A 15,525-nucleotide genomic window follows, 5' to 3' on the forward strand; every position below is an offset into this window, starting at 1 on the left:
CCATCACGGTCACCGGCACGAACGATGCGCCCGCTGCTGTTGCCGATAGTTATACGGTGGATGAGGACAATACGCTGACCATTGCCGCCGCGGCGGGCGTTCTTGCCAATGACAGCGATCCCGATGGTGATGCGCTTAGCGCCCTGCTGGTCACCGGACCAGCGAACGGCACGCTGACGCTCAACCCCGACGGCAGCTTCGTCTATACGCCGGATGCGAACTATAGCGGAACGGACAGTTTCACCTACCGCGCCAACGACGGGACCGACTCCGGTACCCCGGTGACGGTAAACCTCACGGTCAATTCGGTGAACGACGCCCCAGTCGCGAACGACGACAGCGGCACCGCAAGCGAAGATTCAGCCTTGACGGTCAGTGCCGCAACCGGGCTGCTCGCCAATGACACCGATATCGACGGCGGTGCGCTGACCGTCGGTTCGGTCAATGGCTCCGCCGCAGACGTCGGATCACAAGTAACGCTCGCGTCGGGTGCACTGCTGACCGTCAATGCCGACGGATCGTACACCTACGATCCGAACGGACAGTTCGAGGCTTTGCGTCCCGGCCAAACCGGCACCGACAGCTTCTCCTATACGGTGTCGGACGGCGATTTGACCGACACGGCGACGGCTACGATCACGATCGAGGGTGCCAACGAGGCACCCATGGCCGGTGACGACGCATTCACGATGACCGGCAACACGCCGATCACGTTTACCGCCGCGCAGTTGCTCGGCAACGACAGCGATCCCGATGGATTGGCGTCCAGCCTCAGCATCACGGGTGTCAGCGCCGGAACGAATGGTTCGGTGGTCGACAACGGCGACGGGACTTACACGTTTACGCCGACGACCGGCTATCAAGGCGCTGCCTCCTTCTCCTATACCGTGATGGATGCGGACGGCAGTACGGATACCGGAACTGTAGATCTCACGGTCTCTGGCCAGGTCTGGTACGTGAACAGTGGCTACGATGGCTCTAATGGTGCCTCGGACGGCTCATACTTGCGCCCGTATACCCAGCTCACGCAACTGAACGGCGGAAATGGCGACGGCAGCACCAACGACGACGTTGACGGTGCCGGCGATACCATCTTCATCGCCGACGGCGGCGGGACTTATACCAGCGGCATCACGCTGGAGGAGGGCCAGACGCTTTACGGTGATGGACAGGCCTTCACCGTCAATGGAATCGACATCGGTCAGAGCGCGTCGAACAGCACGATCAACGCATCCAGCGGCGTCGTGGTGACACTCGCGAGCGATAACACGATCAGCGGCGTCAATCTTGTTGGCAGCGGCACCGCCACCGGATTGTCAGGCACCAATTTCGGCACGTTGACGATCGGCAACTCCAGCATCGACACGGTTGACCAGGCAATCAGCCTCACCACCGGCACGGTCGCCGGCACCGGCCTCACATCGACCAATTCAGACGGAGGTGGGAGCAATATTTCCCTCAGCGGTGTGGCCGGAAACCTGGACTTGGGTACCGGCACGCTCGCCAATGCGACCGTTGGGGCCAACCTCAATGTCAGCGGCGGCACCGTAAACGTCACCTACGACGGTGCGATCACCCAGGCTCAGGCGGGATCGACGGTACTTGTCATCGGAGGCCATTCCGGCACGCTTGATCTCAACGGCAATATCACGGCAACGAATGGAGCCGGGCTCCAGTTCAACAATGCCGATGGCACTTACAACATCAATGGCTCCGCCAATACGCTCAACGGCGGTAACGCCGGCGTTGATATTCTGAACGGTTCGAACGGCACCTTCAATTTTGCCAACATGACCCTCACGCACAATGCGGCAGGTGATGCGTTCGTGGTGAACGGAACGTCGGCAATCCCGACGAATGCCAACATCACCTTCAACGGCAGCATCACGGATAATGACGGCAACGCAGTCGTGATCAATGAACACGATGCAGGGACCATCACCTTCCAGAACGGATCGATAAGCTCGAGCGGCGTCAATGCATCCGGCATCGACGTGACCAACAGCAGCGGCGGTACGGTCAACTTCAATGGCGCGACGACGCTCAACACGGGCGCTAACGCCGCCGTCACGCTGACGAACAACACGGGCGCCACCGTCAACTTCGCGTCGACCGGCACCGGACTGGATATCACCACCACGACTGGGGCGGGCTTCACCGCGACTGGCGGCGGAACGGTGACTCTGACCGGCGCCGGCAATACGGTGCAAACGGCTTCCGGCCGCGCGGTCGAGATCGACAATGTCACAATAGGAGGCGCCGGCGTCACGTTCCAAAGCGTGGGTGTGACGGACGGCACCGCCAGCACGGGCATCGTCCTGCGCAACGCCGGGTCGGGTGGGTTCACGATCACCGGTACCGGATCTACAGCCGGCTCGGGCGGTACTATCAACAGCATCGATAGTGGCACCGACGGCTCTGCCACGCAGGGCTCGGGCATCTATCTCGACAATACGGGTAACGTTTCGCTGTCCAACATGGCCTTTACCGGCAACTTCGCCAATTTCGGCATCCGCGGCGTCAATGTGAACAATTTTACGCTGCGCGATTCGACCATGAATGGGGCGGACGCTGATGATGGCGGGTTCGGCAACAGCAATGCTGCCGATGAGGGCGCGATCAGCTTCGACAACCTGACCGGAACCGCCTTGTTCGAAGGCAACAACCTGTCCGATGGCCACGAAGACAACATCAGAGTGGTCAACAACAGCGGTACGCTGAACATGACCGTTCGCGACAGTGTCAACAACGTCGCGGTCATTGGACGCAATGGGACCACGAGCGGCAATGACGGCATCCTCGTCACCGGTTCGGGTTCGTCCGATATTACGCTCCTCATCGACGGCGTCGATTTTGCCGGCTCGCGGGGCGACATCGTTCAGGTGGATGCCAGCAATACCGCAACGCAGAACGTTACGATCCGCAACAGCACCATGCACAATCTCCACCAGGACATCGTGTCGGGTGGGGGCGGCATTTCGCTTGGCTTGTCTGCGGGGACGGGCGCTGGGCCGAGCGTTACCTACAATATCGAGAACAACAGCATCCGCGGCGCTGAAGGCAACGCCATTCTGGTGAGCGCGATCGGGCCCGCTGGCCATATGAGCGGCACGATCCTCGGCAACACGATCGGCAACAACGACGGGGTCCACAGCGCAAGCCAGGCGGACACGGGATCGAGCGCCGGCGGCAACGGGATCCTGGCACGGGTGGAAAAGGGACCTGGTGGAGGCACGTTGAGCCATTCCGTCAGGATCGAAAACAATAACATCGGAGATATCGCGTCCGGAGCTGGCGTGTATCTTGTCTCGAACGGCGCTGGCGACAGCAGCGGTACCGCACGCCTTGAAGCGGCTATTCGGGGCAATACCATCGACGAACTCGGCGAATTTGCCCTTGGCGGCATCTACGCGCAGACGGGAGGTACCGGCACCGACGATGGATTGCTCGGCGTCGATATCGAAGACAACACCATCAACCTGACCGGTGCGACTGGTGCGTTGGCGGGCATTGCCTTTGATGACATCTCGCCAGACGCGCAGTTCTACTTCCCCGGCTATGGCGGACCGTATGACGACCCCTCGCTCGAGGCCTTCCATACCGGGCCGGAAGGAAACATCATCGATGTGACTGGCACGTTCGCTGTGCCCGTGGCCACCTTGCAAACAGGCACTTTCGCCAATGGTTCTGCATTCGTGCTCCCGGCCCCGCTTATGGTCGCTGCCGGGCAGGTCCCGGCGGGGCTCGGCGTCACCGCAGCGCAGGCGGACATCGATGCAGTTCGCGAAGCGGCAATCCAGCGGTGGATCGCAGCTGGAGCCACCGAAGAACAGATTGCCGCCATGCAGGCCGTTGCGATCACCGTCGCGGATCTCCCGGGCGGTTACCTCGGCCAATGGACTGCAGAGGGTATTCGAATCGATAGCGATGGCGCGGGCTTTGGCTGGTATGTCGATCCAACGCCTGAAGGGGACGGCGAGTTTGCCATCGCCGAGGGGAGACTGGTCGCGACTGCAGATGGTGGTGCGGCAGGCAAGCTCGATCTCCTCACGGTCCTTACCCATGAACTCGGTCACGTTGCCGGCCTAGACGACGTCTACGATCCGGGTAGCGAGGGTGAACTCATGTTCGGCTTCCTTGCGCCAGGCTCGCGCTATCTGCCTGACGCCCAAGAGGCCTCCGATCCGCGGTTTGCGCCGTCCGGGCAAGATAATGCGCCCGTTGCCGACATCACGCCGCTTATCGCGCAGCTCTTTGACGAGGGCTTCTCCCATTTCCGGGAAATCGACGGCGTTTCATCGATCACGCCTGAAGGCGGTCTTCCGGATCGGCTGGATCGCCTGGGCCTGAACATGGATGATCTGCTTGCGAGCGTGGCTGGCAGCACGCCCCCCGCGAACGAGAACTCGCCCTCGGAAGAAAGTCTTCCTGCTGGCGCTTACGACTGGGCGAGCCCCAGCTACATGCCGGTGCAGGATTTGATGGAGAATTCCTTTGCGGATGCGAGGGTTCTGTAACGCTCCGCCTCAGCGCCAGGAAACCGAAGTCGCGCTCATCCGGCAGGTAACAGGCGCGACATTGAAAAAGGTATGAACTGATTTCGATGTCCAACACCGAATGCATCGGCTGGTCCGATTTTGCCGGCAGGGAAGGGAGGGCTTACACTCTCCAGGCGGGCGGGGATCTGCACGAAGTGACACTGGAACACGCCAAACACCTGGGCGGAGCAATTCGGGCCGGCGGTTCTTTCCGTCTCGCATTTCGGGGGCCCTGCGAACCGGTCCTCCCCCAGGCTGTCTATCGGCTCCAGGGAGAGGATTTCGACGGCGAAATCTTTCTGGTGCCGATCTCCCGCGATGACACCGGGACGCTCTACGAAGCGATCTTTAACTAAGTCGGACGCGGGGTGGCCCGCAAGAGATCATAAAGGCCACGGTCTTCGATGACCTCGAAGCCCAGCCGATCGTAAAGCGTTCGCGCCGGGTTGTTCTTCTCGACATGGATGGTGACCCCTTTGCCGCGCCGGTCGGCGTGCGCGAGAACGTCGGTCAGGATCGCTCCTCCCACCCCGCCACCCCGGAATTCCGGGAGGAGGGTGATGTCCACGATGTGGAGATCGGTCTCCCCTTCGTACCAGTAAAGGCGCCCGATCGCCTGACCGGCTCGCTCGACGATCGACCATTCGGCGTTCGCGAATGCTACCTTGTAGTGGGCGTGCTGCGCCTCGTGCTGCTGTTGCAGAAAGGCCTGCTGAAGCTCTGGCGGCCAGCCCGTTCGCGCAACCTCTTCCTGGCGCGTCGACGCATAAAGTCGGGCAAGAAAGGGCAGATCCTGATCGTCAACGAGCCTGAAGGTCAGCTCGAACCGCGCGGCGGACCGCAACGCGAAAGCCACTGCGCTAGTTCAGCACTGCAATCATTCTGCGCGGCCACTCGGGTGCGGAATGGGTCAGAAGCAGGTCGAAATCGCCGCCTTCGCGATGATTCATTCGGTAAATTCGGGCCGCTGCAAGCGGCTCGCCGCGCTTCACTTCAAAAGTGGTGACAAATGCCGATGGCCGCAAATTCTGCGGCCGCCCGGGATGTTCGGGAAATCGCCGCACATCGACAAGTTCAAGCACCTCGCCGGAATCGACCGTGAAGAAAGACCCTTTCTGCAGCGACCAGTCATCGGCCGTCGCCGATGCCAGCGGGACTCCCCGGCGCCCGTCCCCAGTCGGACGCAACTTCTGCTTGAGCTCATCGACGCTCATGAAAAGAGGTGCAGAGCCTGCGCCGGCGGTCGCCGTGCCGGCCAGCCCAAGGATCATCATCCGCCGCGAAAACGCCATTTCCCCATACCCCCGATTGCGGCCGGGCCCCAACCCCGGCGTGGTCGCATCTTGCCCAACTGCAAACCGCTTACCAGCATTTTCTGCAAATCCGGCTGCAGATGACCTTACAACCTTGCCAAGAACTCACGCGACCCAACATTTTTCTACTGGAAGATGCTGGTGGGCTGTCATATGCATCGACGATTAAAGGGGGGAATTCAGTAATGGCGGAGCCGTTTCTGGGTGAGATTAGGCTCACCAGCTTCAATTTCGCGCCAAAGGGCTGGGCCATGTGCAATGGCCAATTGCTCCCCATCAATCAGAACCAGGCGTTGTTCGCCCTCTTCGGAACGACGTATGGGGGCAATGGACAAACCAATTTTGCGCTGCCGGATCTGCGAGGGCGCGTGCCTATGCATCTCGGCAGTGGCTTTATACAGGGACAGCGGGGCGGCGAGATTGCCCATACCCTGACCAGCCCCGAACTGCCGACGCATACCCATCCCGCCCAGGCGTCGACGACGGACGGCGATGCTCCCATTGCCACGGGAGGGCGTCTGGCATCTTTCAACAACGGCTATGGCGCACCGGCCAATGTGGTTGCCTTGGCGCCGGCCACGATCTCCAGCGTCGGCGGGAGCCAGGCGCATCTCAACATGGCGCCCTACCTGGCCCTGAATTACGTCGTCGCCCTTCAAGGCATCTTCCCTTCGCAGAACTGACGAGGCGCACATGGCTCAACCTTATGTTGGCGAGATCAGGATGTTTGCCGGCAACTTCGCGCCGGCAGGCTGGCTGTTCTGCGAAGGCCAGCTGATCCCGATTTCCGAGAATGAAACACTATTTCAGGTAATCGGGACGACCTACGGAGGGGACGGTGAGTCCACCTTCGCGGTCCCGGACCTGCGCGGCAGGCTTGCGCTCCACTACGGCAGCGGTGGCGGCTCTTCATATATAATCGGCGAGACGGGCGGGGCCGAGCAAGTCACGCTCACGGTCAATCAGATTCCTACCCACACCCACCAGATGCTTGCTTCCACAAGCACCGGCACCCAAGGGTCAGCAGCGGGTGCAATTCCCGCGTCGGGCTCGGGCATTTCCCTGTATCGGCCCGCGCCGGCCAATCAGGCGATGGCAGCCGATGCAGTCCAGCCTATCGGCGGAAGTCAGCCTCACGACAACATGCACCCTTATCTTTGCGTAAGTTACATCATTTCGCTGTTCGGGATTTTCCCGTCGCCAACTTGAGAAGGTTTGCCCGATGGCTGATCCGTTCGTCGCCGAGATCCGTATCGTCGGCTTTAATTTCGCTCCCACGGGCTGGGCGTTCTGCAATGGCCAGCTGATGCCGATTTCCCAGAATACGGCGCTCTTTTCATTGCTCGGAACCATGTATGGCGGCGATGGAAAGAGCACGTTCGCGCTCCCCGACCTGCAAGGTCGGGCCGCAATGATGCACGGCCACGGACCTGGTCTCTCTATTCGTGATCAGGGAGAAATTGGCGGTGCCGAGACGGTAACGCTGCTCCAGTCCGAAATTCCCGCGCACAGCCATACGATGCAGGCAAGCGGCTTTCCCGCCAGCGCGAGTCTCGCAGCCACGGGCCACTCGCTCGCGCGCAGCACGGGCGGCTCTGCCTATGATGCCCCGCCTGCGGGCGCGGCAGTCGGGATGGCGGGACAGGCCTTGTCCACTGCAGGTGGCAGTATGCCGCACAACAACCTGATGCCCTATCTCACGATGAACTTCGTAATCGCGCTGCAAGGCGTGTTCCCACCGCGCTCTTGATCTCCCACCACTGACGCAAAACCCGAAGAGGTTGGCCCATCCGGAACCAGTGGCCGAGCGCACGTGTTCCTGGTGAAACGATGCGAAGGATGGTCGTGGCGCTCGAGGACGATATCTATACGACGGAAGAAGGGTTCTGGCTCGCGGGCGAGGATCACTTTCTCGCGCATGTCGATGAGCAGTGCCTTCTAGTCTTTCCGCAGGCAGGTGAGATGCATGGCGTTCACTCGCGCGAGGATGTGGCGGCGACGGCGACACCTTCGAACAGGTGGCGGGACCTCGAGATATCGCACCGCCAGTTCCTGCAACTGACGCAGGATGCGGTCATCATCAGCTACCGTGCCGATGCGACCCGTGCCGACGGCGAGCCCTACGCGGCTCTGATCGGCTCGACTTATGTACGCCGAGAGCGGGGGTGGAAGCTGGCGGCGCACCAGCACTCGCCTGTTTGATCACACGGCCGCGCGGCCCTATTCCCTCGCCGACGCGGTGCGTCCGAGCAGCAGGCGGGCCTGCGTGCCCCAGCCGCCGATGAAGAGGTCCTCGGCGCCGTCGCCGTTCAAGTCACCTGCGGCCATGCTCCAGCTTCGGCCGACGGTCGTGCTCGGGATGGTGGCGGCGGTGGCGTCGCGGAAGCGGCCCTCGCCGTCGTTGGCATAGGCGCGAACCTGGAGGGGTTCGAAGCCGGGGACGGCAATCGCACCGACGATGAGGTCGGGATGACCGTCGCCGTTGAAGTCCATGACGGCGCCGCCCCAGCTGGAGAAGCGATTGGCCGGCAGGCGGTCGGCAGTTTCGTCGATGAAGCGCCCGGACTCGTCTTGCACCAGCAACCGGGCCTGTGGGTCCTTATCCCATTCTCCGGCATTGCTGGTGAGATTGAGCAGCAGGAGATCCGGCCTTCCGTCCCCGTTGGCACCGAGCACATGGACCTCGCGCGTCTCCAGCGGCGTGGCTTGATCGAGCCGGTCCGACGCCTCGGTGAAGCGGCCCGTGCCGTCGTTGATCAGCAACCGTGTCGGCGGCGTCTCGGTCGCCACCGCCATGTCCAGATCGCCGTCGCCATCGAGGTCGGCGAGCGCGACACCCTGTGCCCGGTTGCCGATCGCCGGCAAGTGCGTGTCGGTGCGATCTTCGAACCAGCCCGGACGCGCCGGGTCGTTCAGCCACAGGAAGTTGCGGCCGCCTTCCTCCTCGCCCGAATTGCCGACGACGATGTCGGGCAGGCCGTCGCCGTTGACGTCGCCCACCGCGAGGCCGTTGCCCTCGCTCTTCGCCGGGAGCCGATCGCTCGCGTCCACGAAGCGCCCGTCGCCGCGGCCGAGGAACAACTGGTGGGTCCGGTCGTCCTCGGCGACGAAGACGACGTCGATATGGCCGTCGCGATCGAAATCGGCCGCGCGTACGTGTTCGGTGTCGTGCGCGCGCTGACCAAAAGCGCCTTCGGCCCAGGTGAAGCGGCCGTGTCCATCGTTGAGGTAGAGGCGGTTGACGTCGCCCTCGACCGCGAGCGCCGCATCGAGATCGCCGTCGCCGTCGAAGTCGGCGAGCGCGATGTCGAGTGCATGCAGGTCGGGCGCCTGCGGCAGATGGGTCGCGGTTACGTCGCGCAAAGCGGTGGGCGGGCGGTCCGCCGGCTCCTGCGCCTGGCACGCTCCGGCGGCCAGGAGCGGGGCGGCCCACAGAAGCGGACGATGGCGGCCGTTTGCCCGTGAGCCCATGACACGCCCGCCGCTAGATCGCGCCGGCCTTCAATTGTTTGACCGCGTAGTCGGCCGCACGCGCGGTCATCGCCATGAAGGTCAGCGAGGGGTTCACGCAAGAGATCGAGGCCATCTGGGCGCCGTCCGTCACGAAAAGGTTGGCCGCGTCGTGCGCCTGGCTCCACTTGTTGAGGACCGACTGACGGGGATCGGCGCCCATACGCGCGCCGCCCATTTCGTGGATCGCATCGCCCGGAACGTGCTCCCGCCGGTTGCTCGTCACATTGGTCAAGCCCGCGGCGCGCAGCATCCTCTCGCCCTCGGTCCGCGCGTCGCTCATCATCTTGAGCTCGTTGTCGCGGAAGGTCACGTTGAAGCGCATCAGGGGTATCCCGAAGCGGTCGACCTTGTCCGGGTGGAGCGCGACGTGGTTGTCCTCGTAGGGCAGGCATTCGCCGAACGCGCCCATGCCGAACCTCCACGGCCCATAACCGCGCATGCCGTGCTTCATCGAAGCACCGAACCCTTCGGGCGGCAGGGGGCTGCGATAGGCGCTGCCCTGGTAGCCATAGCCGCGCAGGAAGCCGATGCCCTCCTCGCCGCCGACGTTGCGGAAGCGGGGGATGTAGACCCCGCCCGGGCGCCGGCCGTATTCGATATATTCGGTCATGCCCGGGATATCGCCCGAGATGTCGACCCGGAAGATGTGGTCCATGACGTAGCGGCCGAGGGTGCCGCTGTTGTCGAAATGACTGCGGCCGGTCCCGGGGATCCGCGAGTTCATCAGGATCTGCGTCGAGGCCATCGCCGAGGCGCAGAGGAAGACCAGCCGCGCGGGGATGATCTCCGCCTGCTTCGTCTTCGCATCGACCACGCGCACGCCGGTGACGCGCTTGGTCGCGGGATCGTATTCGAGATTGCTGACCACCGCGTCGGACCGCAGCGTCAGCAGCCCGGTCGCGCGCGCCGCGGGGAGCGTCACCGCCTGGGTCGAGAAATAGGCCCCGAACGAGCAGCCGCGGCCGCACTGGGCCCGGAACTGGCACTTGCTGCGGCCCTGGTCCGGCTTGTCTTCGGTCATGTTGGAGAGGCGCGTGTGGATCAGCTTGCGGCCCGGCGAGGACGCCTCGAGCCGTTCCTTGACCCACTTTTCCGCGACGTTCATCGGGATCGGCGGCTGGAACTGACTGTCGGGCAGTTGCGGCAGGTTCTCGCGCGAGCCCGAGACGCCGACGTAATTCTCGACATAGTCGTACCAGGGCGCAATGTCGTCGTAGCCGATCGGCCACTCCCCGCCGACGTTCTCGCGCTTGTTCGCCGCGAAATCCTCGGGCGCCCAGCGGAACGACCAGCGACCCCAGATCAGCGACTTGCCGCCGACCGCGCCGGGGCGGATCCAGTAGAACTTCTCGCCCTCGTCATAGGCGTAGGGATTGAGACGGTCGTTGTTGTAGAACTTCTGATTGCTGGGCGAGACATAGCCGTGGGTAGCGATGAAGTAATCGCTCTTGACCAGCGGCCGCGGCATCATGTTGCGCGCCGGAATCTCGTAGGGCGGTGCGCCGTCGTAGGTGTAGTCCGCGCCGTGCTCGACCATCACGCCGCGGTCGAGCATCAGCACGCGCAGCCCCTTTTCGGTGAGCTCCTTCGCGGCCCAGCCCCCGCTGACGCCCGAGCCGATGACGATTGCGTCGAATTGGTCCGTCGCTGCCATGAGAAATGTTCCTTGCGTAATCGGTTCAGGCGCCGAGGCGGCTCAGCGTGGTGAAACTGGTGGTGATGTCTGGCAGGTACGGCGCCGGCGACTGGTCGTTCTCGACGTAGAGATGCCTGACGCCCGCCATATCGTTCAGGGTGAAGATGTCGGCGAAGTCGATCACGCCCTTGCCGACGCTGGTCATCGCGCCTTCGGCGGTCATGTCCTTCACGTGATAGGCGTAGACCCGGCCGGGCAGGCGGCGGATCAGCGCCTTGGCGTCCTGTCCGGCCTTGATCGCCCAGAACAGGTCGAGCTCGATGCCGAGGAGTTCGGGATCGCCCTCCGCAAGGAGAACGTCGAACAGAGTCCGATCGCCGTCCTTGTGCGTGAACTCGAAGTCGTGGTTGTGGTAGGCGAAACCCAGGCCCACCGCCTTGAGCCGCTCGGCAAAGCGGTTGAAGTCGGCGACTGCGCCGCGCCAGGCGGCGGCTTCGAGGAACTTCTCCTCCATCCACGGCACGATGATCGTGTCGGCGCCCAGTGTGCGCGCCATGGCCACCGTTTCATCGAACTTGCCCGCGAGCGCATCGTAGCCGACGTGGATCGAGGGGGCAGTGAGGCCGAGCCGGTCCATCGCCTTGCGCAGCGCCGCGTGGTCCATCGCCTCGTACCCGCCGCCGCCATATTCGACCTCGCGGTAGCCGATCGCGGCCACCTTCTCGAGCGTGCCGATCGGATCGGGCGCGAACAACTCGCGCACGGTGTAGAGCTGGAGGCCGATCTTCCGCGCTGCCGGGGCGGCGCGGGCCGAGAGCGGTCCGGCCGCGAAGGCGGCTGCGAGGGCCACGCCGCCGGCTAGCATCTGCCGTCTGCTCGCCCTCACGACGAAAAGACCTTGGTGACGCTGGCGTAGGGATAAGCGCCGTCGTACTTGCCCGGAACGGGGAGGTATTCGCGTTCCTGCGTGATGCCGATTTCGGAGGTGTAGTAGCCGGTGATGACGAGCTGGCGGAACTTGTCGAAGAAGTCCGCGCCGCCGGGAAGCTGATCGTTCATCGCCAGCGTCAGCAGAGCGTCCTGCTGCTCGGGCGTCGCGTCGGCAGCGGCGACCTTGTAGTCGCGCCGGCTGCGCGCCTCGATCGCGTCGAGCCCGGCGAGGATCGGCTCCTTGTCCTCAGGCCGGGCCCAGTCGGCGAGCAGCTTCTCGATGAACTGCGGCACTTCCGCCGCGATCGCGCCCGGTGTGTCGGTGGTGGGGATCACCCGTTCGCTCAGCGCACTCACCAGCGCACGCTGGCCGGCGGTGAATACCTCGCTGCTCGGCGGGCCGGTGTCGATCACCGCGACCTGGACCGAGGCCGCGCGCGCGATCGGCGCGAACAGCGTGGCTCCGAACATGGCGACGATGCCCGCGAGGGCGTCTCTGCGATCGATCACTGGTGGTCTCCCATCGCGTCGTGGCTCAATGCCGCCTCGGGCAGCGGCCGCACCCAGATATTGCGGAACGATACCGGCGAATCGTGATCCTGAAGCTGGATCGGCGCGGCATCGGCGTGCGCTTCGTACTTCCCGACGTCGCGCCATATGGTCGAGCCGAGGAACGGCTGGCGGTTCTGCACCAGCACGCCGTTCAGGAACACGGTGACGTAGGCGGGCCGCTCGACCGATCCGTCGGCGGCGAAACGCGGCCGTTCGAAGACGATGTCGTAGCTCTGCCATTCGCCCGGCTTGCGCGACGCGTTCACCAGCGGCGGTTTCCATCCGTAGATCGCGCCCACCGTGCCGTCGGCATAAGTCGGGTTGTCATAGCCGTCGAGGATCTGAACCTCGTAGCGCTCCATGAACCACACGCCGCTGTTGCCGCGATCCTGCGAGCTCTTCTGCGGCGGGCTGGGGGAGCGGAACTCGAGGTGGAGCTGCACGTCGCCGAAGCTCTGCTTGCTGACGAGGGTGCTCGCCTCCTCTCCCTCCTCGCGGGCCGGGACGGTCAACACGCCGTTCTCGAGCTGCCAGGGCTGGCCGGTCGGCTCCCACGCATCGAGCGAGGTGCCGTCGAACAGCACCACCGCGTCGGACGGCGGCGCGCCGGGGGTGGCCCCGGGGGTCACGACTTCGGGGTGCGGGCGGTCGGCGTCATGCACTTTCCACTCGCCGCCGGGTAGCGTCGGCGTGTCGCGGAAGCCCGGTTTGTCCTGCGCCATGGCAGCGCCTCCAGCCAAGGTCGCGACCGCAATCACGGCCGCCAGATTGATACGCCTCACTCGTTTTCTCCTCATGCCGCGTCGATCGCGCGATAGGCGGCGACCAGCCGCTCCTCGCCCGCGCGGCCTTCGATTGAATTGCCGTGTTCCATGCCGATTACGCCGGCGAAGTTCTTCGCGCGCAGCCAGCGGACCACGTTGCGATAGTTGATCTCGCCGGTGCCGGGCTCGTTGCGCCCCGGATTGTCGCCGAACTGGATATAGCCGATCTCGTCCCAGCAGGCCGCCATGGTGTTGATCAGGTTCCCCGCCTGAATCTGCTCGTGGTAGAGATCGGCGAGGACCTTCACCGCCGGGCTGTCCGCACCCCTGGCGACCGCGAAGCCCTGCGGGATGGTCCGCAGGAAAACGCCTGGATGGTTCACCAGCGTGTTGAGCGGCTCCATCACCATGACCAGCCCGTGCGGTTCGACGATCTCCGCTGCGCGGCGCATGGTGTCGACGATCCGGCCGGTCTGGATTTCCACGGGCAGCTTGCGGTCGAGGAAACCGGGGACGACCGTCATCCACTTGGCATTGAGCCGCTTCGCAACATCGACCGACGCGCGAATATCGGCGAGGAAGGCTTGTCGGTCGCTATCGTCGTCCGCGCCGAGGACCGGGCGGAACTCGCTCCACCGCGGCATGCTCGCGACGAACACACCCATGGTCATGCCGCGCCGCTGCAGCGCGCGTGCCATCGCCGTCTGTTCGGCGACCGAGCGGCCCGCCGCCTCGTTATCCTCCCAGGCGGTGAAGCCCATGTCGGCGGCATAGGCGATCTGCTCGAGCCGGTTGCCGCGACTCTTGAAGCTGCCCTCGTGCGGCGCGTAGCCGAGCGAGAAGCGGGCGGCGTTCTGCGCCGATGCGCCGCTGCCCGTAGTCGCTGCGGCGGCGGCAGTGACAGCCGCGCCGCCGACCAGCACCGTGCGGCGCGACAGGTTCACGCTGCTCTACCTGCGAGCGCCGCTCGCGACTTGCCGCGCTCGCGCAGCCAGATGAAGCCGAACACCGCCAGCAGGATCACCGGCAGGATCGCCAGGCGCTGGAACGAGACCGATGCGGCCGCGTCCTCGACCGCCAGCTTCGCCGCACCGGTCAGCCGGGCGAATGCTTCGGGGCCGCCGGCGAATTCGATCTTGGCCTCGTCGAACATCGCGCCCAGCCGGGGCAGGACGAAGAAGCTGGCGAGGGCGCCGGCCGACCCGACCAGGCCCAGGGCCCACGATCCGCCGCGCGGATAACGTTCGGCGACCGAGGCGAGCATCGTCGGCCACATCACGCACACGCCGAGCCCCCAGACGGTCGAGGCGAGGATCGCCGCCGCCGGCGATTGCGCCTGGCTCAACATGAACAGCCCGATCGCGGCGAGCAGGCTGGAGACCCAGAGCAGCCCCGGATTGGAGATCTTGTTGGCCAGCCGACCCGCGAAATGGCGGAACACGAACATCAGCGCGTTGACGTAGACCAGCAGCAGGATGCCGCGCATACCGACCCGGTTCGACAGCGCGACGTCGATCCACTGGCCGGGGGCGAGTTCGGACGCGGCGGTCAGGAACATGGCGCCGAACCAGATGAAGAAGCTGGGGCGGCGGAACACCTCGCTCACCATCTCGCCGAACGTCACGCCGCTTTCGCTGCGCAGGGGCGGCGGGAAGGTCGTGGTCGCCGCGATCACGACCGTCGCCAGGGCGGGGATCATCACCAGCGCCATGATGCCTTGCCACGGCAAGGTGGCGGAGAGGAAGAAGCCGGCCAGTCCGCCGACGATGATCCCGCCGGGAAACCAGGCATGCAGCACGTTGAGCCGGTGGGTCGTATCTTCGGGGTAGAGCTGCGCCGTCAGCGGGTTGATCGCCGCCTCTGTCAGCCCCCAGCCGATGCCGCTGAGAAGCATGCCGAGCCAGACCAGCGTATAGACGGTCATACCGGTCGCGATATCGCCCGCAGTGATGATCAGCAGCGGACCGACGAGGAAGCAAAGCCCGGCACCAAGCAGGCACCCCTTCATGCCGATCTGGTCCAGCAGGGCGCTGGCAACGAACAGGGTGATCGCGAAGCTGAGGAACGCCGCGCCCAGCGCGGCGGCAAGCAGTTCGCCGGCCTGCAGGGGGGCGATCGGATCGATCCACTCGGCCTTGAGCCCGCTGGCGATCGCACCGCGGATCGCGAGGCTGGAGGCCGCCGTAAACAGGGCGAGGACGCCCAGCCAGAACAGCCTTCCCTTATTCAACGTCGCGGCCATCTGGCGCGCCCTCCCTTCCCAGTTCTTATCGTTCCGG

At 64.4% G+C, this 15,525-nt stretch carries 15 protein-coding genes; 6 read left to right on the forward strand and 9 right to left on the reverse strand.

What is annotated here, in order from left to right; translation table 11 throughout:
• Window positions 1-2 precede the first annotated feature (2 nt).
• Entirely contained in the window at window positions 3-4,517 is a 4,515-nt protein-coding gene (locus JNO53_RS06960) for a beta strand repeat-containing protein (protein ID WP_338015317.1), read from the forward strand.
• A gap of 86 nt (window positions 4,518-4,603) precedes the next feature.
• On the forward strand, window positions 4,604-4,894 hold the full coding sequence (locus JNO53_RS06965; RefSeq protein ID WP_203109083.1) for a DUF6916 family protein: 291 nt from the start codon (window positions 4,604-4,606) through the stop codon (window positions 4,892-4,894).
• Here JNO53_RS06965 and JNO53_RS06970 read toward each other — a convergent pair.
• Window positions 4,891-5,394, reverse strand: coding sequence for a GNAT family N-acetyltransferase (locus JNO53_RS06970; RefSeq protein WP_203109085.1), 504 nt, complete (start codon window positions 5,392-5,394; stop codon window positions 4,891-4,893). The two genes, JNO53_RS06965 and JNO53_RS06970, sit on opposite strands and share 4 nt — an antisense overlap.
• Before the next feature lie 4 nt (window positions 5,395-5,398).
• Window positions 5,399-5,830, reverse strand: a complete 432-nt coding sequence (locus JNO53_RS06975) for a DUF6916 family protein (RefSeq protein WP_203109087.1) — start codon at window positions 5,828-5,830, stop codon at window positions 5,399-5,401.
• Between the two features lie 206 nt (window positions 5,831-6,036).
• Between JNO53_RS06975 and JNO53_RS06980 the strand changes: the two genes are divergently transcribed.
• The 4 genes from JNO53_RS06980 (at window position 6,037) to JNO53_RS06995 (ending at window position 8,053) form a co-directional block, all read left to right on the forward strand.
• Window positions 6,037-6,534, forward strand: coding sequence for a phage tail protein (locus JNO53_RS06980; protein WP_203109089.1), 498 nt, complete (start codon window positions 6,037-6,039; stop codon window positions 6,532-6,534).
• A gap of 10 nt (window positions 6,535-6,544) precedes the next feature.
• Complete coding sequence (locus JNO53_RS06985; RefSeq protein WP_203109091.1) at window positions 6,545-7,060, forward strand: phage tail protein; 516 nt, start codon at window positions 6,545-6,547, stop codon at window positions 7,058-7,060.
• 13 nt (window positions 7,061-7,073) lie between these two features.
• Window positions 7,074-7,601 (forward strand): phage tail protein, encoded by a 528-nt coding sequence (locus JNO53_RS06990; protein WP_203109092.1) that lies wholly within the window; start codon window positions 7,074-7,076, stop codon window positions 7,599-7,601.
• Between the two features lie 89 nt (window positions 7,602-7,690).
• Window positions 7,691-8,053, forward strand: a complete 363-nt coding sequence (locus JNO53_RS06995) for a hypothetical protein (protein WP_203109094.1) — start codon at window positions 7,691-7,693, stop codon at window positions 8,051-8,053.
• A gap of 18 nt (window positions 8,054-8,071) precedes the next feature.
• Here the strand turns inward: JNO53_RS06995 and JNO53_RS07000 are convergent, their stop codons facing one another.
• From JNO53_RS07000 to JNO53_RS07030, 7 genes are read right to left on the reverse strand one after another with little or no spacing between them, the layout of a single operon-like run.
• Window positions 8,072-9,322, reverse strand: a complete 1,251-nt coding sequence (locus JNO53_RS07000; protein ID WP_203109096.1) for an FG-GAP repeat domain-containing protein — start codon at window positions 9,320-9,322, stop codon at window positions 8,072-8,074.
• 13 nt (window positions 9,323-9,335) lie between these two features.
• Window positions 9,336-11,018: a GMC family oxidoreductase gene (locus JNO53_RS07005; protein ID WP_203109098.1), complete on the reverse strand. Its 1,683-nt coding sequence runs from the start codon at window positions 11,016-11,018 to the stop codon at window positions 9,336-9,338.
• A 25-nt stretch (window positions 11,019-11,043) separates the two neighbouring features.
• A complete protein-coding gene (locus tag JNO53_RS07010) occupies window positions 11,044-11,865 on the reverse strand; it encodes a sugar phosphate isomerase/epimerase family protein (RefSeq protein ID WP_238401731.1) in 822 nt (273 codons plus the stop codon).
• Window positions 11,866-11,882: 17 nt separating this feature from the next.
• A complete protein-coding gene (locus tag JNO53_RS07015) occupies window positions 11,883-12,440 on the reverse strand; it encodes a gluconate 2-dehydrogenase subunit 3 family protein (protein ID WP_203109102.1) in 558 nt (185 codons plus the stop codon).
• Window positions 12,437-13,264 carry a 3-keto-disaccharide hydrolase gene (locus JNO53_RS07020; protein ID WP_338015318.1) on the reverse strand — a complete coding sequence of 276 codons (828 nt, stop codon included), beginning with the start codon at window positions 13,262-13,264 and terminating at the stop codon, window positions 12,437-12,439. The genes JNO53_RS07015 and JNO53_RS07020 overlap by 4 nt, the downstream gene beginning before the upstream one ends.
• A gap of 11 nt (window positions 13,265-13,275) precedes the next feature.
• Entirely contained in the window at window positions 13,276-14,190 is a 915-nt protein-coding gene (locus JNO53_RS07025; protein ID WP_203109106.1) for a TIM barrel protein, read from the reverse strand.
• On the reverse strand, window positions 14,187-15,488 hold the full coding sequence (locus JNO53_RS07030) for an MFS transporter (RefSeq protein ID WP_203109108.1): 1,302 nt from the start codon (window positions 15,486-15,488) through the stop codon (window positions 14,187-14,189). The genes JNO53_RS07025 and JNO53_RS07030 overlap by 4 nt, the downstream gene beginning before the upstream one ends.
• Between the last annotated feature and the right edge of the window lie 37 nt (window positions 15,489-15,525).

This window comes from Altererythrobacter sp. C41 (assembly GCF_016803135.1).
GTDB lineage: Bacteria > Pseudomonadota > Alphaproteobacteria > Sphingomonadales > Sphingomonadaceae > Pelagerythrobacter.